The organism is Caulobacter segnis, from assembly GCF_029543125.1.
GTDB lineage: Bacteria > Pseudomonadota > Alphaproteobacteria > Caulobacterales > Caulobacteraceae > Caulobacter > Caulobacter segnis_D.
The window spans coordinates 727,478-750,990 of the sequence record NZ_JARQWW010000001.1 but is presented as its reverse complement, the minus strand read 5'-3'; the positions used below and the strand labels follow the sequence as shown (position 1 = coordinate 750,990).

Sequence of the window (23,513 nt, the reverse complement as noted above, 5' to 3'; positions counted from 1 at the left end):
GCATGAATCTGACGCTGTCGTTCGCGGAATCCTTTGGCCGACAAGGCGGTCAACGCTAGGAAAGCGCCCGGGGCATGCAGCGGGGGTCAATGGTGATGACGGTGGCTGAACGGCTGCGAGCCGGGGTGTCGTCTCAGATCGCCGCGCGCGCCAGGAAGGCCGCCGCGCTCGCACTCGCCGTCGCGATCTTCCTCTACGACACACTGGCGACCCAGACCGTCGCGGTGGCTGTCCTCTACGTCGTTGTCGTCGTCCTTTTCGCCTCACGCGCCAGCCGCAACGCCCTTCATGTCGTAGGCGGTCTTTGCGCCGCCCTGACAGTCGCCAGCTTCGTGCTCGTGCACGGAGCGACAGTTCAGGACGGCTCGGTCGTGCGGATGCTCGTCAGCCTGTCGGCCATCGCCCTGACGACCATCCTCGTCGCCCGCAACGAAGCGGCGAGTCAGGTCATCGCCGCGAGCGAGGCGCGGTTTCGACAGATCTTCGAGTCGGCCGGCGTCATGCTTTGGGAGGAGGACTATTCCGACGTCCGCGCCATGCTCGACGATCTTCGCGCCCGCGGCGTCGAAGACCTCTGCGCCTATTTCGAGCGGCATCCGGATTTTCCGGCCCGGGCGCTTGGGCGCGTTCGGATCGTGGACGCCAACGCGGCGACCATGGAAAGCCTGGGCTTCGCTGACAAGGCGGCTTTCCTGGCCGCCCACAGCTCGGTCATAGCCGAAGCGTCGACGGCGTTCACCCGGGTGCTTCAGGCCATGTGGGGCGGCCTGCCCGAGGTGCGTGGCCGGGCGATCCTGAACGGGGCAGGGGGCCGACAGCTCTCGGTTCAGTTCATCATCACCTTCCCTTCCGACCGCCCTGCTCCGGACCGCGTGCTCGTCAGCCTGTCCGACATGACAGCCTTCGAGAAGGCGCAGGACGAACTGGTGGCGTCGCAGCGCACGCTCACTCATCTGTCGCGCCTGACCACTCTGGGAGAGCTGTCGGCGTCCATCGCCCATGAGCTCAATCAACCCCTCTCGGCGATCATGCTCAACGGTGAGGGCTCGTTGCGCTTTCTCAGCCTGGATCCGCCGGATATCGGCGAGGCCCGCGACGGTCTACGCCAGATGGTCTGCGACGCCGATCGCGCCAGCCAGGTCATCAAGCGGATTCGGGATCTCAGCCGTAAGACAAACCGGTCGATGGAGCCCGTCGACCTGAACGTCGTCGTGGCGCAGACGGGCCGTCTTCTGGAGCATGACCTGCAGCGCCACCGCGTCGTCCTTCGGCTGGACCTTGCGGAAAATCCGCCGCTGGTGCGCGGCGACCGCATCGAGCTGCAGCAGGTCCTCATCAATCTGATGGTCAACGCCGCGCAGGCGATGAGCGATCAGGCGCCGGAGCGACGCGTCCTGACCGTGGCCACAGGTTTGAACGACGGTCGGCTGCGCGTGTCGGTCCGCGACCACGGCGCCGGTGTCCCGATCGACGCGCTCGACCAACTCTTCGACGCGTTCTACACCACCCGCAGCGAAGGCATGGGGATGGGATTGGCCATCTGCCGCTCCATCGTCGAGAGCCATGGAGGGCAGATCATGGCCGGCAATCTGGCGCAGGGCGGCGCCGAATTCGCCTTCGCCCTGCCCGTGGAGACGGTGCAATGAGCCAGGACGCCGATCACGCCGGCACCGTCCTGATCGTTGATGACGACGCCGCGATCCGGGACGGTCTGTCGCGCCTGTTTCGATCGGTCGGACTGACATCGGAGGCCTACGGCTCGACGACGGAATTCCTGCGTGCGCCGCCGCCGAAGACGGCCGCCTGCATCCTTCTCGATGTGCGGCTGCCCGGCCTCAGCGGGCTCGATCTTCAGGCGCAGCTGGCCCGGCAGGCAAATCCGCTTCCGGTGATCGTGATGACCGGGCATGGGGACATTCCGATGTCGGTGCGGGCCATGAAGACCGGGGCCGTGGACTTCCTGACCAAGCCTTTCCGTGAGCAGGACTTGCTCGAAGCGGTCTGGACGGCGCTGGAACGCGACCGGCAGCGCGCGGCGTTAACCGAGGGTCTGGCCGATCTCAGGGCGAGGGTGCAGACCCTAACGCCCCGCGAGGCCGAGATCATGGGGCATGTGATCAAAGGACGCCTGAACAAGCAGATCGCCAGCGACCTGGGGATTGCGGAGATCACCGTGAAGATCCATCGGGGGCACATGATGCAGAAAATGGGCGCCCGCACCGTGGTCGAGCTTCTGCGGATGGCGGATCGTGTCGGGGAGGCGGAATCGCCTCCGTCGGCCTGACGACCGAAACCCTAGTATGGTTGTGGGCGCCTGTTGCGCGCGCCATGTACGCTGCGCTGCGGGTATCGCCGATTTTGGCGGCCGCGGCGTAGGAGTTTCCTGCGTGCCATTGCCCCGCATCATCGCCATCGTCGACGACGATGCGTCAGTCCGAAGCGCGGTCGCCAGGCTCGGACGCTCGCTCAAGGTTGCGGTCCGCGAGTTCGAGAGCGCCGAGGCTTTCCTCGGCGATCCGCAACTGGCCCTTGTGGAGTGCGTGATCACCGACCTGCAGATGCCGGGCCTCAGCGGTCTGCAGCTGCAGCGGGCCCTGATCGATCGGGGCGTCAACATCCCACTGATCGTGATGACCGCCTTCCCCGAAGAGCGGCTGCGGCAAGAAGCGATGGCGCACGGGGCCCTGGGATTTTTGCCCAAGCCGTTCATGGCTGACGGACTGATCGAACTTTTAAGCCGAGCAGTGGACTAGGCGCCTGACCAACGGCGTCTGTCGCGAAGCGATGGCCGTCTGATTGAGGGGACGCCGCCGCGAGGCCGGCGTTCAAAGTCCGGCCGGCCCAAGGCAGGGCGGAGGCGCTTGCGGCCGCAGCAAGGGGGCGTCTCAGACCGCCAGAACGACGTTCCGGACGCAGCTTCTCAAGCTTCGCTCCTCAGGCCGTGCGCACCACGGCGGAACAGCCTAGATTTCGTCACCTCACTGTCGCGGAGCGATTGTCTGGATCAGCGGCCATGGACACACTCTCTTGGGACGACCTTCGCATCGTCAAAGCGGTCGCCATTGCCGGAACGGTGGCGGCAGCAGCTCAAACCCTGAGCCTGAACGTCTCTACGATTGTGCGGCGGCTCTCAAATATCGAAGAGGCGCTGGGCGTCGCGCTGTTTGACCGCAGGCGCACGGGCTATGTCCCCACCGTTCAGGGGGAAGAAGTCATCGCGCTGGCCGGGCGCATGGAGCTGGATGTGGTGAGCGTGACGCGGCGAGTGTCCGGGCACGCCCACGCCGGCGACCTGCGCATCACCACGAGCGACTCGATCCTGCTCTACTTCCTCACGCCCATGATCGCCTCATTCAAAGCCCGAAATCCGGCCGTCAGGGTGGAGGTAAGCGTCGGCAACGGCGCGCTGAACCTGGCGAGGGGCGAGGCCGATATCGCGGTGCGAGCCACCGACACCCCGCCTGAGAATCTGTTCGGGAGAAAGGTGGCCAATATCGCGTGGTGCGCCTACACGGCCAGGTCGTCGAGTGGCCTGGCCGCGTCCGATGATCGCCTGTCCGGGGCTCGGGCGTGGGTTTCCTATGGTGGCCGACTTTCGGCTTTGCGGGCGTGTAGGCTGCTCGACTCACGGGTGCCTGCGGACGCCATCGGATACCGGACCGACTCGGTCGCCGGAGCGGCTGCCGCCATCGCCGCGGGTCTGGGCGCGGGCTATCTGCCCTGCATGCTTGGCGACCTGTCGCCGGATCTCCAGCGGATCGGCCCGCTGGAGCCGGAGCTGGACGATCATCTGTGGCTTCTGACCCATCCCGACATCCGCAGATCAGGCCGCGTGTTCGCATTCATGAACCACTGCGTCGAAGCCATCGGGCGCCAGCGGGACCTGGTCGAGGGACGTCGCGGTGACATCTTAGGTGCAAGCGCCCCCGACCTGCTGCGCCGAGCGCTCAGCTTTCCGGCAGGATCGCTGTGAAGGTGATTTCGATGAGTTGTTCGGGGAAGGCGAGGCGAGAAACGCCGATGAGGTTGCTGGCGCACTGGGGACGGGCGACGTCATACGCCTCGCCGCGGACCTTTCCCGCGACCGCGAACGCGGCGTCCACGTCCAGGACGAAAAGGGTCTCTTCGACCACGTGATCCAGGTTTGCGCCGAACTTCGCCAGCACCTTGACCGCGTTGGCGTAGGTCGCGCGCATCTGGGCCTCCATTGCGGAAAATTCGGCTGGCTTGCCTTGCGAGTTCAGCGAGGCGGGGGCGATCAGCCTGCCCTCATCGTCATGGCTCAGTTGGCCAGAGACACGGATCGTGTTTCCGACCTTGATCGCCTGGGCGTAGCCATAAGCATCCTCCCACGGCACGCCTAGATAGGCGGTTTCCTTGATGATGGCGGCGTTCTGCATCTCATTCCTCCTTGGCAATGACGGGATAGGTCCTGCGTCCGCCAAGGGATCGGGGGTTCAGGCGGATTGTTCAAACGGCATTAATGCGGCTTTAGCTTCGCAAAAATGCCGGTAGCCGGGCGTAGGCTTTTCCCTGAGTTTAACGGACTTCGCAGGGCGGGGATGGGCCGGGACGCGCCAGGGACGGACATGCGCCGTCGCCGAACGCATCCTCCAACGGCCGTGTGCGAGCTTTGGAATGCCGGGCTGAGGGATGCCGCGGATTATCGGCCAGGCTGCTCCAGCCCACCGGAGCGTCGCTTGTGGAACACCTTCGGGTGGGAGAGGCTTAAAGGGTTGGGCTGACCGAATGGAAGGCGAGGGCTTGAGACCTCATCGTAAAGCCAGGGCTGCTTCCGATCTGGACCTGCATCTTCAAAACCCGCTGTCCGAAGGCCGGTCGCAACGATCGACGAGGGGACAGGGGGATGCGCCAGCCGATGCCTTTCGCCGACATAGCGCCGCCTTTCCCGAGCAGCCTCTTTGGACCTGGCTCGACAATCCGCCTGCGGCGGGACCCATCCACGTCCGAGGGCGCTCCTGGCGGGAGGCGCGCAAGGCCGCCAGACTTGTCGTCGTGATCGCATGTTTCTTCGCTCTGGGGCTGACCCTGGCCCTGGCGGCGCCGGCTCGCGCCGCAAGCCTGCAACTGTCGTTCCCCAATCTTAAAGGGCAAGGCGAGGTGGCCTGGGCGGTTCACGGCGACGGCGGATCATGGGGCCGTCGCGGTCCTGCCCTTCGCAGCGGCGTCACGCCCGTCGGGCGCTCCGTTGTGGTGGACCTGCCGCCCGGCGAATATGGCGTGATGGCCTATCACGATCGCAACGGCGATCTGAAGCTCAACACCTTGCCCATCGGCTTGCCCACCGAACCTTACGGCTTCTCCAACAACAGCCGTGGCCGGTTCGGACCGCCCGCCTGGAACGCGGCCAGGTTCACCCTGCCTCCCGAAGGGACCCGCCAGGTGATCCAGCTGCGCTAGTCGCGAGCGCCTCCAGAACCTCCACCGCTCGCTCAGGCCCGACATTGTCACGGGCAAGCCTCGGAGCCAGGTCTCTAGCGGCGCTTGCATACGCGCTGTCGGACAGGATCCTGGCGACCGCGTTTCTAATGCGACGGACGCCGGACCAGCGCGGCAGGCGTATCCCGGCCCCCGCGAAGGCGATGCGTGCGGCGTTGTCCGGCTGATCCCTCCCGGTGGGTATGACCAGCACCGGCTTGCCATGCAGCAGCGGGCGCAAAACCGTGCCGTGTCCCCCATGGCAGATCATCAGGTCGCAAAGCGGCGCCAGAACATCGTGATCGGCCTTCTCCACGACCGTGACATTGGCGGCGCGGGGCAGGGCTACCGATTTGAGGGCTGGCCCCAGGGTGAGGATGGCGTGCACGTCGAGGCCGGCGAGGGCGCGCACCACGCGTTTGACCGTCGCCGACTGACCCTGGTGGGTCGTGCTGAAGGAGACCAGGACATTGGGCCGGCTTGGATCGATCAGACCGGCCTCATCGCTCGATGTCTGCGCCCATGCGGGCCGACGGCCCAGGGGGCCCACATAGACGAAAGGCCTCGGAGGTTCGGCCGCGTCATAGTCGAAGGCCCGGCTGACGCCGAGCAGGATGCGGTCCGCCGCCGTCAGCTGATCCAGGGCGTGCTCCAGCGGTTTTAGCTCGAAGGCCTCACGCGCAGGGTTCAGATCCGTCAGCGCCACATCGTACCAGCGGGCGATCATCTGGCGTGCGGCCATCTCGCGGCGTGCCTCGAAGGCTGTGCGCGCGGGAGGAAAGCCCGGCCCGAAGGGTGGTTGATCGGCGCGCGTTGGAAAGCACCAGACGTTCGAGGTCAGCAGGGCCAGGGGCGTATTTGTGGCTTCCGCGGCGATCATCACGCCGAAGAGAAGCTCGTTGGACACCACGACGTCCGGTGCGAAACGGGTGATCAACGCAGCGGCGTCGGCGGCGTAGGCGCGGGCCGGACGCCCGATCACGCCCTCGCAGACGGCTTTGACGACCGTCCATGGCAGGCGCGGTCTCCAATCCCGCAAGGGATCGTCGCCATCCCCCAGCACCAGCCGATTGGGCGCCGTCGCCCAGGATTCAAATGTCAGGCCCGAGGCTTCAGCGGCCGCGCGGTTGGCCTCGTCTGAGACGAAGAGCACCTCGTGACCCCTGGCGGTCAGGGCGCTGGCCACCGCCAGCGGCGGCGGCACGTGGCCGCCGCCCTCAAACGTCGTGAACAGGAAGCGCATGACAAACCAGCCGGGCCTGGCGAAGGGCCGTCAGGTCCCCTGAGCCGGTGGCGAAACAGCAGATACGAAGTTGCCGGGCCATGATCTCGAAGTGGTTGATCACCGCTTCGGCTGAGGTCATGCCGGCCTGCAGGACCGATCCGGCCTGGCCGACAAGGTCGGCGCCCAGCCGAAGCGCCTTGGCTGCGTCCAGTCCATGACGCACGCCCCCGGAGCCGATGAGGGGAATGCCCGGCAAGGCCTCACGCACCTCCTGCAAGGCGCGCGGCGTCGAAATGCCCCAATCCCTGAAGGGCGCTGCGGCCGTTCGGGCGGGCCCGTCCTCAGTGCGGTCGGCCTCGATGCCGGCCCAGGACGTGCCGCCACGCCCGGCCACATCCAGGGCCGCGACGCCGGCGTCGTGCAGGCGACGCGCCACACTGGCTGACAGGCCGGCGCCGACCTCCTTGACCAGGACGGGAGCATCGATCCGCGCGCAGATCATCTCGATGGCGCTGAGCACGCCGCGCCAGTCGCCGTCGCCGCCCGGCTGCACCGCCTCCTGCAAGGGATTGAGGTGGATGATAAGCCCGTCGGCTCCGATCATCTCGATGGCCCGCCGCGCTTCATCGACCCCGTAACCGAGAACAAGCTGGGCGGCTCCGAGATTGCCCAGCAGGGGCGCGGTCGGCATGCGTCGCCGCAACGCCTCGTCGATGCCCGCCGCGCCCGCGCCCTCAAGGGCGACGCGCTGGGAGCCGACCGCCAGGATCACGCCAAGATGTTCGGCGGCCTCAGCAAGGTGTGCGTTGATCGCCGAGCCGCGTGAAGGCCCGCCGGTCATCGAGCTTATGATGAACGGAAGACGCAAGGACCACGTGAGGAACCGGGCTCTGAGGTCGACCTGATCAAAGGCGATCTCGGGCAAGGCGCAATGGTCGAAGGCGTAGGCGTCGAAGGGATTTTCCCAATCACGCCGCGCCTGCTGCGCCAGGGCGATGTCCAGATGCTCGTCCTTGCGGCGGACGATCGCCTCGCTGTCACTCATGTCGAAAGCTGCGCCCCGCGGAACCTAGACTATGGGAACGCCGTTGGGCTGATTACGTGCCAAAGAAACTTAGCGAGCGCGCAGGAGACGCCATGGACGGTCCAGCTCGGCTTGCGCAACTTGGCCGTCTGCGAAGGGACGTGAACGCCGCGCTGGATCAGATCGCGCCGGCCAGCCTGTCCGACAATCGCGTCGCCAACGCCATGCGCCATGCGCTGCTGTCGCCGGGCAAGCGCATCAGGCCGCTGCTGACCCTGCTCGCCGCCGGGCAGCTCGGCTGCCCCGCGGCGACCGCCATGCCCGCGGCGTGCGCGCTCGAGATGGTTCACGCCGCCTCGCTGGTCCTGGACGACCTGCCTTGCATGGATGACGCCGACGAGCGGCGCGGCGAGCCGAGCGTGCATCGCGCGTATGGCGAGGATGTCGCCGTCCTGGCCGGGGTCGGACTGCTCAACGAAGCCTATGCGGTGATCGCCAGGGCCGACACGCTTCCACAAACCGCCCGTGTCGAGATGATCGCGGTCCTGTCGCGTTGCGTCGGCGTGAACGGCCTGATCGGTGGTCAGGACCGGGATCTTCTGGCCTGCGACAGCCGGTCGTTCGACGAGCTCAGCCGACTGCACCATGAGAAAACGGGCGTTCTCTTCGTAGCGGCCGTGGAGATCGGCGCCCTGGCCGCCGGGGCCACGCCCGAAGCCCGCGAGACCTTGCGGCTGTTCGGCTGTGAGCTTGGTCTGGCGTTCCAGGCCATCGATGACCTGATCGACCGCCAGGAGCTGGACGGCCAACGCGCCGCCAGCAATCTCCTTTCGGTCCTTGGCGCCGACGGCGCGCGCCTTGAAGCGCAGCGGCGGATGGAGCGTGCGCGTCAGACGTTGAGGCGCGGCCCGCCCCAGCTGGCGACCATGGACGGCTATCTTGAGCTTCTGGTCTCGCCGGCAGCGGCGTAAGCTGGCTCCATGTGGAGCATGATCGCCAACCTCCTGTGGTTCTTCGGCGCCCTGGCGGCCATGGAAGGCGTCGCCTGGGCGACGCACCGCTACGTGATGCACGGGCCCCTGTGGAGCTGGCATCGCTCGCACCATGAGCCGCGCCGCGGGGTCTTCGAGCTCAACGACCTCTTCGCCGTGGTCTTCGCCGGCTTGGCGATCGGGCTTTTCGCCGTGGGGGCCGCGACCAGGATCGACGCCTTCACCTTCTCGGCCGCCGGCGTGACCGCGTATGGCGCGCTCTACGCGTTGGTGCACGACGGACTGGTGCACAGGCGGTTCTGGCTGCCCCTCAAGCCCAGGCGCGGCTATCTGCTGCGGCTGGTGCAGGCCCACCATCTGCACCACTTGCATCACGAGCGGCTCGGCGCCGTGTCCTTCGGGTTTCTTGTCCCTCTCGATCCGCGGCGCCTGGCCGAGAAACTCAAGCGCCAGCGCGAAACGCTTCCCTAGAGACGTGACCAGAGGGCGGCGCGGGGCGGGCCGGGCGCAAGCCTTTCCAGTCGGCTCCAGAGCGCGTCAATCCCGCCCAGCAAAAGCAGCCCGACCATCACGGGCCTGGCGACCCGCCGACGGGTCTGAAGCGCGACTGGACCGGCCTTGAGGATTTCGCGGCCGATCCGCCGGTAGATACGGCGTGCGGCGGCCACCGCCAGGGCGCCGCGGAACGGCAGGGCCCGAAGTCCGATGCGAGCGCTGTCGTAGTAGTCCTCCGCCAGTTCCAGTTGGTCGGTGACGACCCTGAACACAGCCGCTGCATGGGCCGGATCCGACACCGTCGCCGGATCGGACGCCACGCCGACGGCCGCCAGCGCATCGGCCGGCAGGTACACGCGTCCGTTCAACGCATCCTCGCGCACATCGCGGCAGATGTTGGTCAGCTGAAACGCCAACCCCAGATCCTGGGCGCGGCGCAGCACCGCCTCATCACGCGCGCCCATGATCGCGGCCATCATCACCCCGACTACGCCGGCCACGCCCCAGCAGTACCCCAAGGTGTCGGCCCGATTTGCGAACCTGTGGCCGTCGACGTCCATGGCGAAGCCGTCGAGCAATGCATCAGGCCAGGCCGGGTCGAAGCGGTGCTTGAGGGCGACGTGCGAGAAGGCCGCGAAGGACGGCTCGTCCATGGGATGGCCCGCCATGGCCTGCGCCGTCTTGCTGCGCAGCCGCGCCAGCCGCGCGTGGCGCTCCTGCGAGGTCAGGGCCGTCGACAAGCCGCCATGGTCCTGGCCGTCGATCTCGTCGTCGCAGTGACGACACCAGGCATAGAGACGCCAGACGTCTTCCCGAAGCGTCTTGCCGAAGAGTCTTGAGGCGGCGGCGAAGCTCGTCGAGCCCTGCTCGATGGACGACTTGCCGTGCTCGATGACGGCGTCGCTCACGCCGCGTCCAGGCTCCGGTCAAGTCCGGCACCGGGGTTCAGATCAACGCCCTGCTTTCGCAGGTCCTCGGTGATGACGCCGGCGGTGGCCTTGGCCGAGCCGACAACCCCGGGCACGCCCGCGCCGGGATGGGCGCCGGCGCCCACGAAATAGAGGTTTCGAAGGACCGCGTCGCGGTTGTGGACCCGGAAGTAGGCGCTTTGGCTCAGGATCGGCTCGAGGGAGAAGGCCGCCCCCAGATGGGCGTTCAGCTCACTCCTGAAATCGTCGGGCGTGAAGATCTTCAGGGTCGCCAGATCGTCGCGCAGGCCCGGGATGGCCCGCACCTCGATGGAGGCCAGGATCTTGTCGGCGAAGCGCGGCCCTTCGACCGACCAGTCGATGGGCTGGCGAAGATTGGGCACCGGCACGAGGGCGTAGTGGGTCGCGCAGCCCTCCGGGGCGAGACTGTCGTCAGTGGCGCTCGGCGAGTGAAGGTAGATCGAGAAGTCCTCGCGCAGGGGCCGGGCTGCGCAGATGTCGTCCACCAGGCTCTTGTACTCGGGTCCGAAAAGGATGGTGTGATGGCGCAGGTGTTCATGCCGGCGCCTGAGGCCGAAATAGACCACGAACAGCGACATGGAGAACCGTCGACGCGACAGCCGACGGCCCATGGCGCGCCCTCGCGGCTGATCCTTGAGGAGCGTCGCGTAGGTGTGCATGACGTCGGCGTTGCTGACCACCAGATCGGCCTGGAGCGTTTCGCCTGACGCCAGGCGCACGCCCGTCACGCGATCGCCGGCGGCGGTGATCTGCGACACGGGGCAGGCCAGCCGGATTTGGCCGCCGAGATCCTCAAAGAGGCGTACGAGCCCCTGGACCAGGGCGCCGGTGCCGCCGCGCGGAAACCACACGCCCCATTTGCGCTCCAGGGCGTGGATCAGGGCGTAGATCGAAGAGCTCGCGAACGGATTTCCACCCACCAGCAAGGTGTGGAACGAGAGGGCCTGGCGAAGGTGCGGCTCCTTCACGAATTTCGCCACCATCGCGTAGACGCTGCGCCAGGCCTGGAGCTGCATCAGTTTGGGCGCGGCCTTGAGCATGGAGCCGGGGTCCAGGAAGGCTACGTGCCCCAGCTTCAGGTAGCCTTCTTCGAACACCTTTCGCGAATAGTCCAAGAAGCGCCGGTAGCCGGCCACGTCCGGCGGGTTGAGCGCCTGGATCTGACGATCGAGCTCGGCTTGGTCGTTGACGTAGTCGAAGACCACCCCGTCCTCCCAAAGCAGGCGGTAGAAGGGCTCGACGGGCAGCATGCTTACATAGTCGGCCATCCTGCGCCCCGAGAGCGCGAAGAGCTCCTCCAGACTGGACGGGTCGGTGATCACCGTGGGTCCGGCGTCGAAGGTGAAACCATCCTGCTCATAGACGTAGGCGCGGCCGCCCGGGCGCTCGCGCGCCTCTAAGAGCGTGGTGCGCATGCCCATGGACTGAAGGCGGATGGCGGCGGCCAGGCCGCCGAAGCCGGAGCCGATGACGATGGCGCTAGGCGCTGACATGAGCGTGTCTCCAGGCGGGGGGCGCGGCTTTCAGTGCGCGCCACAAAGGTACGGGCGGGCGCCCGCTGAGGACGCGCGCCTTGTCGGCGAAGGTTGACCGGCCGGCGTAGAAGCGTTCGATGAGCGGCTGGGGCAGGCCGTAGAAGCGCTCGAGCACACGGTAGCGCTCGTCGCCCTTCGCGGCCTTGAAAAGCATCCGGTTCAGCAGGCGGTAGAAGCCGCGCTCGCGCCACAGGCGGCGGGCGTGTTCCTGCAAGGCCCTGGCGACAGCCGCCGTGCCGCCCGTGGCCTCCCTGGCGACGATGTCCGCCACCGCCAGGGCGTCCGGCAGCGAGTAGCCCGTGGTCGGATGGAAGAACGCCCCCCGCAGCCCGACTTCAGCGGCCGGGCTGTCGGCCTGCTTCAGATAGGCATCGATATCGCCATCCAGCGCGACAGGCAGGACGCCGACCTCTCGCCGCAGGACATCGGCCACCATCCACCGGCGCGCCCGCGCATAGCGCAGCACAGCGGTCTCGATGGCCGGGATCTCAAGCTGCGGGCCATCGGCGTAGCGTGTGTCCTCGACCAGGAGCCGGTCCGGCCCCAGCGGCAGCACGTAGATGAAGCGGTAGTCGCCGTTCTGTGCGACGGTCGCGTCCATCACGATGGGATGGTCCAGGCCGTGCGGCCGCCTGAGCCGCACTTCAAGCCCGACAAACTTTTGAAAGCCGATGCGCAGATGCTTCGAGGCGCGCGCGCCGCGGCCATCGATGATCAGGGGCGCGGCCATTCGCGAGCCATCGTCCAGGTCGACGGCGCCGGCGCCGATACGGGTGACGGCCCTTGATACGATCTCGATCCGCGGTCGATCGCGCAGCGCCGCCGCGAGGCGATCGCCCGTGATGCAGGCATAGCCCGTTCCAAGCTGGCGGGACCGGTTGGGAAACGCGACGCGGTAGCCGCTCCATCGGGCTTCGAGCAGACCTTCAAGCCGCGGCCAGTGATGCGACGGCACGTCCGTCTCGAACAAGCACCAGGTGTGGTCGATGGCGCTTCGCAAGCCCGTCGGATCGACCAGCGCTATCTTCTGTTGCGGGTAGCGGTCGGACAGCTCCAGGGCGATGAGCCCGTTGGCCAGTCCCGCGCCGGCCAGCAGCACATCGAAGTCAGGCCGGTCCATGCACGCCTCCACCCTATCGGACAAGAAGGCGACTGAGGCCGAATGGTTCCGCTTGATTTATGCGCGGCCTTCCTCTCCGTCGGCCGGTCGACAACGCCCCCGATATTCGGCGGCGCTTTGCGCCCGCTGCTCCACCGCCTCCGAAGCGCGGGCATTGCCGCCGTTGGACAGGAGCCCGCCCCCGCCTACCTGGAAAGAACGTAGTCGAGCGCGGCGCACACGGCCGCAACCTGAGCGTCGTTGCATTGCTTGGGCGTGGCCCGCGGGCTGTCAGGATAGACCTCGGTGGTGGTGACGTAAGGCGCGGGCGTGATCGACGGGCACATGTCGATGGTCCGCACCGGATAGGCGATGACGCCATCGCTCAGGATCGGGCAGCCGATCAGATCGCCGTCGGGGTCCGGCGGGGCGATGTGGGTCACCTCGGCGACCGCCGCTATGACGGCCTGCTGGAAGGCCAGCTGCGGGTTTTCGGTGTCTGCGACCAGATAGAAGCCGTCCGGGATGAAGCCCGGCTCGAACGGCTTGCCGTCACGCGCCGCCAGAGCGGGTCGAAACTCGCTCTCGTCGCTGTCAGTGGTCTCGTGCAGGTCGATGTGCAGGCGAAACTGCCCGGCCCTGGGCTGCACCAGGGCCAGAAGGCTCGCCGCCTCCGTGGACGGGCTGTCGGCACGAAAGCTTCGGTTGGGGTCGACGGCGTCGTAGTTCCAGCGGTTGATCCGCTCGTACGCCCAAGGGCTGACGCAGGGCGCCACAAGCAGGTTGACCCGACCGGCATAGCGCCCGGCGTGGTTTTCCAGGAATTCCAAGGCCCCCATGACGCCGCTGGTCTCATAGCCGTGGACCCCACCGGTGATGAGGGCGGCCGGGAGGGCCGCGTCCCAGTCGGTCGAGCTCAGGGCGTAGAGGTCATAGGTCTCGCCAGCATAGTCGAGACGCCCGTAGGCGATGCGCTCGAAGCGCCCGGCGAGCGCCGCGATCCGCGGCAGGACGTCCTCGGAATAGGACCTGAGACGCGGCTGGCGAGCGCGCCATTGCTGGCGTTCGGCCTCGCCCCAGGGCTGGCCGGGCGTTCCGATGGGATAGGTGGATGCGGTGGTCATGGAGCGGTTCTATCGCCCCTGCGCCGTCCGGGCCAAGGCGCCTCGGTAGCTTGCCGGCTCGCTCGCGCTGCGAAACGCAATGCCCGGCGGAGCTCTTCTTCAACGGGATGGCCAGGCCGCCGGTTACGGATAGCCAGCCTCATTTTGACGCCTGCCGGCCAGCAGCACCACCCTTTCGCCGCTGAAGCGATAGAAGACGACGTATCCGCTGTTCCCGAGCTCGATCAGCTTTTCCCGGTAATCAGCCGCCGAACATCAGCCAGCGCGGCCGGCGTCCAGATCAGACGTGGCACTTGGGCGATTCCGCATCCTCGCCCTTCTCCAGCTTCGCCAGCCAGGCGTCGGCTTCTTCAAGCGTCAGGTGCAGGCCTGTCTCCTGATAGGAGGCCCATGCCCGCATGGCGTCCTGTCTGAATGCTTCGCGCTTTTCTTCGCGATCGACGTACTGCGCGATGGCTTCACGCATGATCCAGTGCGAGCTGCGTCGGCGGGCGTCGGCCAAGTGTTGCACACGCCTCTCAAGGCCCTCATCCAGCTTGATGGAAGTTGCCGCCGCCATGGTCGCGCGCTCCTTAGCGAAAGGTATTACCTCGCGCTAAGGTGTCCTCTGCTGAGGCTGCCGTCCATCGCTCTCATCTCGCGGGCTCTCCCGCGGCTCTCGGACGGCGGCCGGGCAATCGAGCACGGTGAAGCCGCCTGGGAGCAACAAACCGGTATAGGGGAGCCGGCCAACGCCCAGACGCGCCGCCCCCACCTGTGTGGGTCCGCTATGCTGCGAAGCCTATGTCGACGCCGGCGCCGGATGTGCCGATCCCCGCGAGGCCGACCTGGTCATCCAGGCGATCCTCAAGAGCTTCATAGTATTGGCCCACCTTGCCGACCGTGCCCGCCGCCAGGATGTAGCCGACCATGGCCGCCTTGGCGCCGAGCGCATCACCGCCCAAGGCCATGAAGTAGGCCTGCTGGGAGGCGATGTAGGCATGGGCTGCAGCCACGTCGACGCCCGCCTCGCGCGCTTCGTCCTCGCCGATGATGGCGTCATAGGCCTTGTCGATGGCCTGCTCGAAGCTGAGCGGGCCATAGTCGGCCTCGAAGGCGGCGCGGCCTTCGCCGTTCTTGCCCAGATTGACCGCGAAATTGATGTAGCGGTTCTCGACGCTGAAGGCGGCGTAGTAGGGATCGGTCAGGTCGTTTTGGTTGTCGGGGCTGTCGATCAGCCAGGCCATGCCTGCTTCGCTCGGCGCAGAGCCGGTGAAGAAGGTGTAGGCGTCGGCGGCCACGCCGAGCGTGGGAGCCGACAGCTGGACGATCTGTTCGAGGGCCGCCCGGGGGCTGATCAGGCCGGCGCGAAGCTGGGCCTGCAGAGCCGCCACCGCCTGGGCGGTCTCGTAAAGCGGGTTGGGCGCCACGCGTCCGTCAGGCAGGATCACGGTCGGCGAGAGGGCCTTGTCGCCGGTCAGGTCCGCCCCCAAAGCGCCGCCGATCGTCTGGACGAAGTCGGGCTCACTGCCCGGCTGCGGCGCCGGGGGTTCCGGTTCCGGGTCGGGCTCAGGTTCCGGCTGGGGCTGTGCGGTGACCCGGATGGTGAGAGCCTGGTGCGCACTGTTGAGCCCGTCGGACGCGGTGAGCACCAAGTCGTAGATATTGTCGCCGCCGGCGTCGGCCGGCGCCGCGAAGCTTGGCGCGGTGATGAAGCGCACCTCGCCTGAGGCGTCGATGGTGAAGTGGGCCGCATCCGCTCCGCCCAGGCTGAACCGGATGGTCTCGCCGGTGGTGTCGGGATCGGTCGCCGTAGCAATGTAGATCGCCGTGGCGGGCGAGGCGCCTTCGCGCACGCTCGCCGACGTCGCCGAAGTAATCCTCGGGTCGGTGTCATTGACGTCGACCACCTGGACGCTGATCGTCTGGCTCGCCGCGAGCAGGCCGTCGCTCGCCTGGACCTGCACCCTGTAGAAATTGTCGCCGGCCGCGCTTTGCGGAACCTCGAAATCGGGCGCGGCCCTGAACCGCAGCACGCCGGTTGCGGAATTGATTTCGAAGAGGCCGGCGTCGTCGCCGCCGACAATGCTGTAGGTCAGGGTCGTGCCGGCGTCGGGATCGGAGCCCGCGACCGTGACGACCGACTGGTTGTTCTCATTGATGCTCACCGCCGCGTTGGAGGTGATGCGCGGCGCTTCGTTGATGTTGTTTATATGCAGGGTGAAGATGCGCTCGACCGATATGGCGTCGGGCAGGGTCGGGTCGGTGACCACAATGCGGGCCTGTACGGCGGGCGTGGTCTCAAAATCGAGCTCCACCCCGGCGCGAAGATGCAGGGCGCCGTCCACGATCTCGAACAGGGCCGCATGGGGCCCGTCGATAATGATCTGATTATCGCCAAGATCGTCGTCGTCGATGGTGATGTCGGCCAGGCGGATACGGTCCGTCTGCTGCCCTTCCTCGAGCCGCGGCAGGTTGCTCAGGGTCACGGCCCTCGGCGCGTCGTTGGCGTCTTGCACCGTGATCGTGAAGTCGTGCGAAATCGTACCCGCCCCGTCGCCGGCGGTGATGCTGAGCGCGTAGACATTGTCCGCGTCGGCGTCGCGCGGCGCTTCGAAGTCGGGCGAGGCCTTGAACCGAAGCCGCCCTGAGGTGTCGAGCTCGAAAAAGCTCGCATCGGCGCCGCCCAATGTGAGGACCACGGGGCCGCCCACGGTGTCGACGTCCGTGGCTGTGATCGTGCGGAGAACCGTGGAGGCGGCGATGTTCTCGGACACTGTCGCCGAGGCGGCGCCGCTCAGGACCGGCGCGTTGTCGTTGGCGTCGGCCACCTTGACCGTGATGGTCTGCAGGCTGCTTAACTGTCCGTCCGACACCTTGATGCGGACCACATAGTCGTTGGTTCCCGCCGCGCTGGCCGGGGTCTCGAAATCCGGAGCATCGACGAAGGCGAGCGCGCCCGTGGCCTCGTCGATGACGAACCTTGCGGCGTCGGCGCCGCCGTCGATCGACCAGGCCAAGGCCGTGCCCGCGTCCTGATCGGAGGCGGTCATGACGCCGACGGCGGTGGTGTTCTCGGTGGTGGAAGTGGTCGCCGAGGTTCCGCCGCGCAGGGAGGTGATCACCGGCGCTTCGTTGACGTCTGTGACCGTGATCGAAACCGTCTGCGGCGCGCTTGTCCGGCCGGCCGCGTCGGTGGCGATGATATTGATGGTCAGATTGACCGGGCCGCGCTCGAAGTCGGGCGCAGACTTGAAGCTCAAGGCTCCGCTGGTTGGGTTGATGGTCACCAGAGCGTTGTGGGCCTGGGCGCCCTGGCCGGTGACCAGAGCATAGGTGATGGCGTCGTCCTCGGCGTCGCTGGCCTTCACGACGCCGATCGAAGTCTGGTTCTCGCCGATGGTGAACCTTTGGCCGGCGTCGATGACCGGCGCTTCGTTCGGGATGCCCTTGATGGCGACCATGTCCACATCCTGGGCCGAGCCGTCGCTGGTGGTGATGGTCAGCGAGGCGCCGGCGAAGGCGCCGACGGCCGGCGTGTAGACGAGGGTGGAGAGCCAGGTGTTGAGGTCGGACTGGTGTCCGGACCGGGTGAGGACGGCGCCGGTGTTGGTCCCATCCGTAAGGGAGCCGTTCGACACGGTGAGGGTGACGGTCAGGTTGGCGGTGTCCATGTCCCGTACGGTGAGGGCCTGCGCGCCGCTGAAGGCCGCCTGGCCATCGGCGTCGAGGGTGACCTCTCCTGGCGCGGTGTTCACCGGGCGGTAGAGGCCTAGATCGGACTCAAGCAGGTTGATGGTCGGCGAGCCGAACTGCTGGCCCACGCTGTAGGTCTGTCCGTCCTGACCTTGTCCGAAGCCGACGACCGCCCTGCCGCGAAGATCGGGAAGGTTGAAGGCGGTGGTGCCGTTTCCACCGAACCGGGTCCCAAGAAGCGCAAAGAGCGCCTGATAGGTCCCGAGTCCGACGCTTCGGCCATCCAGGGGCAGCCAGCCGGCCTCGGGCGGGGCGCCGGCGAAGGCGCGGATTTCGCCGACATAGATCTGTTGGTCGTCCAGAACGTCGCGGGAGGGGAAGATGCCTTGGGTGGCGATGTAGTAGTTCACCGCCATGCTGGGCGCATGATTGTCGATCGCCGCGCCCTGGCCGCCGCGTACAGTCGGCAGATTGGCGGTGGTGATGACGAAGGCTTCAGAACCGATCGTCTCGCCCAGTTCAAGCCCCTTGGACGGATCGACCCCGATAGCGGTGCGCCCGGTCATGTCGGGCACCTTGAAGGTGGTCGCATCGGCGCCGTAGCGATCGCCCAGCTTGGCGTAGAGTTCCGGATAGTCGGCCTTGCTGAGCGACTGTCCGTTGGCCTCCACAAAGCCGTTGGGGGCGAAGGGTCCGGCGAACTGCGCAAGCTCGCCGGCCAGGCCGTATTCGTCGACGCCGACGCGAACGAGCCATTTGACGGTCAGGGCGGGTTGCTCGTTCTGCACGGCGACCGCGGAGCCGCCGACCGACGCGGGCAGGTTCGGGCGGATGAGATAAACATCCGACGCGCCCGCTGTGTCGCCAACGTAATGATTGGCGCCATCGTCGGCGGAGATCCGGCCGGCGAGGTTGGGCAGCCGGAAGTCGTGCACGCCGTTTCCGCCGAAGTTGACGCCGATGACGCTGTAGGCGTTGACGTACCGGGCGACAGGCATGGGCACGCCGTCGGCCGGAAGCGCCTCCGCCCAGCCAAAACCCGTGGTGCGGATGAAGCCGATGGTGTAGCCGCCGTGCCCGAGGGGCTCCACCGTCTCGCCCTGACCCATCCGCTCCGGATACTCTCCGGTCAGCACGAAGTAGGTTCCAAGCACGAGTGACGGCTGCAGGTTGTTCAGGGCCATGGGCAAGCTCACTTTTACTGGCGCGCCCGAAGAAACCGGCGCGGTCATACGGGACTTCTGGCGGGCCTCGATCGAGGGGGAGGCGGCATCGTCGAGCGGCCTGGCTGCGGCGGAACGACACAAGCGTTTTGGCTGGCGCCGGGCCGTCGGGCAAAGGCCGGGTTACCCAAAATGAGAGAACAACGTTCCGTGCCGAAACGTGATCTGCGTCAGGCCAGGGCGTGGGCCCTCTAAGCCGCGGCGCCATGAACAGGATGCGGATATCCTGGTGTCGGGATTTGCAGGGTGAGATTACCGGCGGCCTAAATGGCCGCTGCCGGCCCTAAGCGGTTGCCGCGCATCGAACCGGTCCTTCCGGGTCGCAACCGCGGGGACGAGATTGGAGAGATCGGGATTGGTGAAGATGTTGGCGAAGTCGAATCCTCACTCGCCGATGAGGCCATGAGGATCGATGGCGAGCCTCCTCGCTCCTGGAAATCCAGGACGTTGTCGTGATGGAGGTCGCCGTGCAGCGGGCGGATGTCCCGCGGTTCGGCCAGCAAGTCCCTGGCGACCCGGCTGACCGCGCCAGGCAGGATGACGATCGGCCAGCTCGCACAGTGGCTGGAACCAGTCCTTAAGGGGATGGAGCTCCGGGGCAGCGTGATCGCGCGCCGCATGCAGTTTGTGCGCTGTGCGACAGAGGATCCTGCAGGCCTTGTCATCATGACCTTCCCGAGCCATCCGGGACAGGCTTCCTGCGCCGGAGGCCCGTTCGAGGAGGAGCATGCCCTCCGAGGCCGGGAGAACTCGTGCGGCGCCCGATCCGGCCCACCAGGACATCAACCGGTATCCGACCCGCTCGTCAGGAACGCGGGCTATCTTCAGAACGGCGCGGCCGGGATGGCCCGTGACCGGCAGAACCCAACTGGACGCGGGTCGTGATCAGTGCGCCGTCCGGGGTCATTCCCCAAGCCAGGAGGCGGGTGTGGACCGGTGCAGGCAGGCGGGGAGTGGATGACATCAACTCAAACTGTGTGGCGAACTCGACGTCGGCAAGTCTGGGCCTGATCGGGAGCCTGGTGCGAGGCGCTCATCCGATCAGGCGTCGTTTGGCGCCAGACGTTGATAGAGGTCGGACCCGGGATCGCCGCCGTGCGCCCGTTCGACCAGCCTAAAGCCCATGTGGTCCAGCAGGCGCAGGGATCCGGTGTTGGCGGGGTCCACGGTCGCCCAGGCGACCGGGTGACCGCGAGCATCGGCGAACCGGACCAGAGCCTCGATCATGGAAAATCTGGCAACTGATAGCCAACAGGCCCATTGTAGCCAGCAGGAGGTCGCGTCGTGGACGCTGGTCGACCGGATCCGGAGACCACGACACGATGTCCCTGTTGGCCGATATGTTCGCCGGTCGCCGGCTGAGAGCCGAGAATCAAACCCTTCAAGTTGAACTCGCAAAGACCCAAGAGACCTTACGCACTTTGCTCGCTGAGTCCGAGCAAGCCGACCACAAGCTGCGAGTCGAGGCCTCTGAAAGCGAAGAGCAGTTCCTGACGCTCGCCCAGTCCATCCCGCAACTGGCCTGGATGGCGCGCCCGGATGGGCACATCTTCTGGTATAATGACCGTTGGTTCGACTACACCGGCACCACGCTCACGGACATGCAGGGCTGGAAGTGGCAATCGGTCCACCATCCCAAGCACGTTGATGGCGTTGTCGAGCGCATTTCCGAGGCGTTCCGCTCAGGCGATCCGTGGGAAGACACCTTTCCGCTGCGTGCCGCGGACGGAAGCTATCGCTGGTTCTTGTCCCGCGCACGGCCCATTCGTAATTCGGCCGGGGAGATCACCCGCTGGTTCGGCACCAACACGGATATCGATGATGTTCATCTTGGCGGCGAGGCCGGCGAGAGGGAGAGGATCGCGCTCCGCCTGAAGATCAGCGGCCAGGATGACCTGATGGCCGAAGGCGCCCGCGACTTGGCGTTAATGACGGCGGACCGCGACGCCGCCGAAGGGCAGCTCCGCCAGCTTCAGAAGCTCGATGCTGTCGGGCAACTGACAGCCGGGATCGCGCACGACTTCAACAATATGCTCGCCGTTGTGATCGGCGCCCTGACTCTGTTGTCGCGTCGCCTTGAGCGTGGCGACACCGACGTCCAGAAGTACGTTGACGCCGCTCAGGATGGCGCCGCCCGCGCCGCCACGCTCACCCAGCGCCTGTTGGCTTTTTCCCGTCAGCAACCGCTTGCTCCAGAGTCTCTGGATGCGAACAAGTTCGTTGGCGGGATGACCGACTTGCTGATGAGGTCGCTGGGCGAGCGTGTGCGCCTGGATACGGCGCTCGGCGCCGGCCTCTGGCGGGTCCACATCGACGCCGGCGGGCTTGAGAACGCGATCCTGAACCTTGCGGTGAACGCTCGCGACGCCATGCCCGAAGGCGGGAAACTGACAGTCGAGACCGGAAACGCATCGGTCGACGAAAGCTACGGCGAACTCAACGACATAAAGCCGGGCCAGTATGTGATGATCGCGGTGACGGATACCGGCGGAGGCATGCCGGCGGAGGTAATCGAGCGAGCCTTTGACCCGTTTTACACGACGAAGAGCGTCGGAAAGGGAACAGGACTTGGGCTGAGCCAGATTTACGGCTTCGTTCGCCAGAGCCACGGCAGCGTCAAGATCTACTCAGAGGTCGGCGTGGGGACGACCGTCAAGCTCTACCTTCCCAGGTTTGTTGGCGAGGAGACGCCCGCAAAACCGCGCAAGCTGAAGAACGCCCTGAAGCGAGGCCTGTCAGAAGAGGTGATCCTGGTGGTCGAGGACGAGGATCGCGTCAGGATCGTTTCAGTCGACGCCCTCCGGGAGCTTGGCTACACCGTCGTTCACGCCGCCAATGGGGAGGAAGCCCTCCAACTCCTCGATTCCGGTCAGGCCATCACACTGCTGTTCACCGACATCGTAATGCCGGGGATGACCGGCAAGCAGTTGGCCGACGCGGCCGTGGCGCGCTTGCCTGAGCTCAAGGTGCTCTACACGACCGGCTATACGCGCAACGCCGTAGTGCATAACGGCGTGATCGATCCGGGCACAAACTATCTGAGCAAGCCGTTCACTCTGGAGAGCCTCGGCGCAAAGATCAGGGACGTGCTAGACGGCTAGACGGCTAGACGAAGCACGCAATAGGCCATCGGAATCAACGACGCGCCTTAGCGCGCCGCTTCGGTGTCGCCGATGCACAGCCAGCCCAACGAGTAACCAGAGTCTGAGCCCGTTCGTCGGATCAGGCCTCCGAGGCCAGATCAACCTCACATTCGGTGGCCGCCAAGTGGTGGCCAACCAACTTCCCGCATTCGATGGCGTTGGGCTCAGGAGAACGGGACCACTCTTCATCTGCGGCTGGTTAAGGGCCATGGCTGCAACCGGTCCGTTCACCTGGATCCGTCAGGACTGATCAGGCCCTGGGATGGTGTTGAAACCTATCAGGCGGTCTGCATGGCTGCGCCCTCGATGACGATGCCGCTCGTCACGTACTTCCAAAAGGCCACCAGGAGCTTGCGCGCCAGGGCGACGATAGTGGTTTTGCGCATCCGGCCTCCGTTGCGCTCCACCCGCTCAAAGAACCACTGGCTCAACGCCGATGTGGGCTGGTGGCGCGTCCAGAGCCAAGCGACTTGGATCATCGTTGTCCTCAGGCGTGGGTTGCCGGCCTTGGACACGCCCTGTTCGTGATCGATCGACCCACTCTTCCAGGGTGTCGGCGCTAGGCCTGCGTAGGCTGCCACCTGCCTTCGATTGTCGAAGTGGCGATAGAGCGCTTCGGACCACAGCAGGGTGTCGATCTGCGAGCCGATGCCCTTTAACTGCGCCAACATCACCGCTGGCGTCGGGATGCTGTCGGCCTCCGGCTCGAGAAGCGCGTCGCGTTCGGCCTCGACGATCTTGAGCTGCTCCATCAACAACTCGATTCGATCGAGTTCGCGGCCAATCTGCCCCTTTAGGCGCGCCGGCAGTTCGCGTCCGTCTCCGGTTCGCAAGGCGTCCAGTCGGCCACGTCGGCTCCGGAGCAGCGGATCATAGTCGAAGATGCCCTGTGCGCAGAGCAGTCCCTTGATCCGGTTGGTGTGCTTGATCCGCTCGGCGAGCAGCGTTTTCCGCTCGCGGCAGAGGCGGCGACGATCTTCCTCCTCGGGCGAGGGCGGCTTCACACTGGTCCGTACGCTGTTGGCCTACAAGCGTGGCGAGCCGCGGGTTTGCTCCATGGTCTCGCCATCGATCCGATCGGTCTTCGCTTGGCGCCGGCGGCGGGAAGTCAGGATCGACGCCGCGTCGACGACATGGCTCTCAATGCCTTCGCTATCGAGGACGCGGTGAATCCAGAACCCGTCCAGGCCGGCCTCCTGAATGGCGATGATTGGGAACACACGGTCAAGACGTCCGGCCGCCTTCTGCTGGAGCTGCGCGAACCGTGCCAGCAGGCCGCAGGTGTCTCCGGCCGAGACCGAATGCTTGGACAGCTTTTCGCCGGCTCCCGGCGACAGCGACGTGATCAGCCAGGTTGAACGGCTGAGTTCCAGCGACACAAAGATCGCTCCGAGATCGGTGCGGATGGCGGTTTGGTCTTGCGGTTGGTGTTTGTGCATCAGGCGGTCTCCGGCGAGTGGGTTGGTACAGCGACCTCACTCTGCCGGTGGCCGAGCGGAGCGCTACCCCGCCCCATGGGATCTTCGCTTTGCCTGGGCGGCCTTGCGGCCGCTTGGGTCGCGTCTGATAAGTTTGGAACTATGTGATTT

General features: G+C 66.3%; 19 protein-coding genes and 2 pseudogenes. 8 read left to right on the top strand and 13 right to left on the bottom strand.

Annotation, left to right across the window (positions count from 1 at the left end; translation table 11 throughout):
* The first annotated feature begins 74 nt into the window (after window positions 1-74).
* The 4 genes from P7B02_RS03620 to P7B02_RS03605 all read left to right on the top strand — a co-directional run bounded on the left by P7B02_RS03620 (window position 75) and on the right by P7B02_RS03605 (window position 3,973).
* Window positions 75-1,646, top strand: coding sequence for a sensor histidine kinase (locus tag P7B02_RS03620; RefSeq protein WP_277784937.1), 1,572 nt, complete (start codon window positions 75-77; stop codon window positions 1,644-1,646).
* Window positions 1,643-2,284, top strand: coding sequence for a response regulator transcription factor (locus P7B02_RS03615; protein ID WP_277784936.1), 642 nt, complete (start codon window positions 1,643-1,645; stop codon window positions 2,282-2,284). The genes P7B02_RS03620 and P7B02_RS03615 overlap by 4 nt, the downstream gene beginning before the upstream one ends.
* Window positions 2,285-2,387: 103 nt before the next feature.
* On the top strand, window positions 2,388-2,753 hold the full coding sequence (locus P7B02_RS03610) for a response regulator transcription factor (RefSeq protein ID WP_277784935.1): 366 nt from the start codon (window positions 2,388-2,390) through the stop codon (window positions 2,751-2,753).
* A gap of 260 nt (window positions 2,754-3,013) precedes the next feature.
* Complete coding sequence (locus P7B02_RS03605; protein ID WP_277784934.1) at window positions 3,014-3,973, top strand: LysR family transcriptional regulator; 960 nt, start codon at window positions 3,014-3,016, stop codon at window positions 3,971-3,973.
* On the opposite strand, the gene P7B02_RS03600 is transcribed toward P7B02_RS03605, so the two are convergent.
* On the bottom strand, window positions 3,948-4,400 hold the full coding sequence (locus tag P7B02_RS03600; RefSeq protein ID WP_277784933.1) for a Rid family hydrolase: 453 nt from the start codon (window positions 4,398-4,400) through the stop codon (window positions 3,948-3,950). The two genes, P7B02_RS03605 and P7B02_RS03600, sit on opposite strands and share 26 nt — an antisense overlap.
* 616 nt (window positions 4,401-5,016) lie before the next feature.
* Between P7B02_RS03600 and P7B02_RS03595 the strand changes: the two genes are divergently transcribed.
* Entirely contained in the window at window positions 5,017-5,421 is a 405-nt protein-coding gene (locus P7B02_RS03595; RefSeq protein ID WP_277784932.1) for a DUF2141 domain-containing protein, read from the top strand.
* Here P7B02_RS03595 and P7B02_RS03590 read toward each other — a convergent pair.
* Complete coding sequence (locus tag P7B02_RS03590) at window positions 5,375-6,682, bottom strand: glycosyltransferase (RefSeq protein ID WP_277784931.1); 1,308 nt, start codon at window positions 6,680-6,682, stop codon at window positions 5,375-5,377. The two genes, P7B02_RS03595 and P7B02_RS03590, sit on opposite strands and share 47 nt — an antisense overlap.
* Window positions 6,657-7,709, bottom strand: a complete 1,053-nt coding sequence (gene fni / locus P7B02_RS03585; RefSeq protein WP_277784930.1) for a type 2 isopentenyl-diphosphate Delta-isomerase — start codon at window positions 7,707-7,709, stop codon at window positions 6,657-6,659. The genes P7B02_RS03590 and fni overlap by 26 nt, the downstream gene beginning before the upstream one ends.
* A 92-nt stretch (window positions 7,710-7,801) precedes the next feature.
* Here fni and P7B02_RS03580 point away from each other — a divergent pair, with 92 nt between their 5' ends.
* Together P7B02_RS03580 and P7B02_RS03575 are read left to right on the top strand one after the other, a co-directional pair.
* Complete coding sequence (locus P7B02_RS03580; protein ID WP_277784929.1) at window positions 7,802-8,659, top strand: polyprenyl synthetase family protein; 858 nt, start codon at window positions 7,802-7,804, stop codon at window positions 8,657-8,659.
* Between the two features lie 18 nt (window positions 8,660-8,677).
* Window positions 8,678-9,151: a sterol desaturase family protein gene (locus P7B02_RS03575; protein ID WP_277784928.1), complete on the top strand. Its 474-nt coding sequence runs from the start codon at window positions 8,678-8,680 to the stop codon at window positions 9,149-9,151.
* Here P7B02_RS03575 and P7B02_RS03570 read toward each other — a convergent pair.
* From P7B02_RS03570 to P7B02_RS03530, 9 genes and pseudogenes are all read right to left on the bottom strand, one after another.
* Window positions 9,148-10,083, bottom strand: a complete 936-nt coding sequence (locus tag P7B02_RS03570; protein WP_277784927.1) for a phytoene/squalene synthase family protein — start codon at window positions 10,081-10,083, stop codon at window positions 9,148-9,150. The two genes, P7B02_RS03575 and P7B02_RS03570, sit on opposite strands and share 4 nt — an antisense overlap.
* A complete protein-coding gene (locus P7B02_RS03565) occupies window positions 10,080-11,618 on the bottom strand; it encodes a phytoene desaturase (protein ID WP_277784926.1) in 1,539 nt (512 codons plus the stop codon). The genes P7B02_RS03570 and P7B02_RS03565 overlap by 4 nt, the downstream gene beginning before the upstream one ends.
* Window positions 11,605-12,780, bottom strand: a complete 1,176-nt coding sequence (gene crtY, locus P7B02_RS03560; protein WP_277784925.1) for a lycopene beta-cyclase CrtY — start codon at window positions 12,778-12,780, stop codon at window positions 11,605-11,607. The genes P7B02_RS03565 and crtY overlap by 14 nt, the downstream gene beginning before the upstream one ends.
* Window positions 12,781-12,965: 185 nt before the next feature.
* Window positions 12,966-13,883, bottom strand: coding sequence for a M14 family metallopeptidase (locus P7B02_RS03555; RefSeq protein WP_277784924.1), 918 nt, complete (start codon window positions 13,881-13,883; stop codon window positions 12,966-12,968).
* A gap of 280 nt (window positions 13,884-14,163) precedes the next feature.
* On the bottom strand, window positions 14,164-14,442 hold the full coding sequence (locus tag P7B02_RS03550) for a CopG family ribbon-helix-helix protein (RefSeq protein ID WP_277784923.1): 279 nt from the start codon (window positions 14,440-14,442) through the stop codon (window positions 14,164-14,166).
* 208 nt (window positions 14,443-14,650) lie between these two features.
* Window positions 14,651-18,742 (bottom strand): tail fiber protein, encoded by a 4,092-nt coding sequence (locus P7B02_RS03545; RefSeq protein WP_277784922.1) that lies wholly within the window; start codon window positions 18,740-18,742, stop codon window positions 14,651-14,653.
* 302 nt (window positions 18,743-19,044) lie between these two features.
* Window positions 19,045-19,401: an aminoglycoside phosphotransferase family protein gene (locus tag P7B02_RS19675; protein WP_431355781.1), complete on the bottom strand. Its 357-nt coding sequence runs from the start codon at window positions 19,399-19,401 to the stop codon at window positions 19,045-19,047.
* Window positions 19,337-19,645: pseudogene (locus tag P7B02_RS19670) on the bottom strand (aminoglycoside phosphotransferase family protein); the annotation flags it as partial. The pseudogene P7B02_RS19670 and the gene P7B02_RS19675, both read right to left, overlap by 65 nt.
* Before the next feature lie 177 nt (window positions 19,646-19,822).
* Complete coding sequence (locus tag P7B02_RS03530) at window positions 19,823-20,008, bottom strand: hypothetical protein (protein ID WP_277784921.1); 186 nt, start codon at window positions 20,006-20,008, stop codon at window positions 19,823-19,825.
* Between the two features lie 95 nt (window positions 20,009-20,103).
* On the opposite strand from P7B02_RS03530, the gene P7B02_RS03525 reads away from it, so the two are divergent.
* Complete coding sequence (locus P7B02_RS03525) at window positions 20,104-21,882, top strand: hybrid sensor histidine kinase/response regulator (protein ID WP_277784920.1); 1,779 nt, start codon at window positions 20,104-20,106, stop codon at window positions 21,880-21,882.
* 320 nt (window positions 21,883-22,202) lie between these two features.
* Here P7B02_RS03525 and P7B02_RS03520 read toward each other — a convergent pair.
* Window positions 22,203-23,363, bottom strand: a pseudogene (locus P7B02_RS03520) (IS110 family transposase).
* Window positions 23,364-23,513 lie beyond the last annotated feature (150 nt).

Excerpts from the sequence above, each read along its gene's own strand:
- P7B02_RS03620 (WP_277784937.1), top strand. The coding sequence starts at position 75 with ATGCAGCGGGGGTCAATGGTGATGACGGTGGCTGAACGGCTGCGAGCC.
- P7B02_RS03615 (WP_277784936.1), top strand. The coding sequence starts at position 1,643 with ATGAGCCAGGACGCCGATCACGCCGGCACCGTCCTGATCGTTGATGAC.
- P7B02_RS03605 (WP_277784934.1), top strand. The coding sequence starts at position 3,014 with ATGGACACACTCTCTTGGGACGACCTTCGCATCGTCAAAGCGGTCGCC.
- P7B02_RS03600 (WP_277784933.1), bottom strand. The coding sequence starts at position 4,400 with ATGCAGAACGCCGCCATCATCAAGGAAACCGCCTATCTAGGCGTGCCG.
- P7B02_RS03590 (WP_277784931.1), bottom strand. The coding sequence starts at position 6,682 with ATGCGCTTCCTGTTCACGACGTTTGAGGGCGGCGGCCACGTGCCGCCG.
- fni (WP_277784930.1), bottom strand. The coding sequence starts at position 7,709 with ATGAGTGACAGCGAGGCGATCGTCCGCCGCAAGGACGAGCATCTGGAC.
- P7B02_RS03580 (WP_277784929.1), top strand. The coding sequence starts at position 7,802 with ATGGACGGTCCAGCTCGGCTTGCGCAACTTGGCCGTCTGCGAAGGGAC.
- P7B02_RS03575 (WP_277784928.1), top strand. The coding sequence starts at position 8,678 with ATGATCGCCAACCTCCTGTGGTTCTTCGGCGCCCTGGCGGCCATGGAA.
- P7B02_RS03565 (WP_277784926.1), bottom strand. The coding sequence starts at position 11,618 with ATGTCAGCGCCTAGCGCCATCGTCATCGGCTCCGGCTTCGGCGGCCTG.
- crtY (WP_277784925.1), bottom strand. The coding sequence starts at position 12,780 with ATGGACCGGCCTGACTTCGATGTGCTGCTGGCCGGCGCGGGACTGGCC.
- P7B02_RS03555 (WP_277784924.1), bottom strand. The coding sequence starts at position 13,883 with ATGACCACCGCATCCACCTATCCCATCGGAACGCCCGGCCAGCCCTGG.
- P7B02_RS03550 (WP_277784923.1), bottom strand. The coding sequence starts at position 14,442 with ATGGCGGCGGCAACTTCCATCAAGCTGGATGAGGGCCTTGAGAGGCGT.
- P7B02_RS03545 (WP_277784922.1), bottom strand. The coding sequence starts at position 18,742 with ATGGCCCTGAACAACCTGCAGCCGTCACTCGTGCTTGGAACCTACTTC.
- P7B02_RS19675 (WP_431355781.1), bottom strand. The coding sequence starts at position 19,401 with ATGCGGCGCGCGATCACGCTGCCCCGGAGCTCCATCCCCTTAAGGACT.
- P7B02_RS03530 (WP_277784921.1), bottom strand. The coding sequence starts at position 20,008 with ATGATCGAGGCTCTGGTCCGGTTCGCCGATGCTCGCGGTCACCCGGTC.
- P7B02_RS03525 (WP_277784920.1), top strand. The coding sequence starts at position 20,104 with ATGTCCCTGTTGGCCGATATGTTCGCCGGTCGCCGGCTGAGAGCCGAG.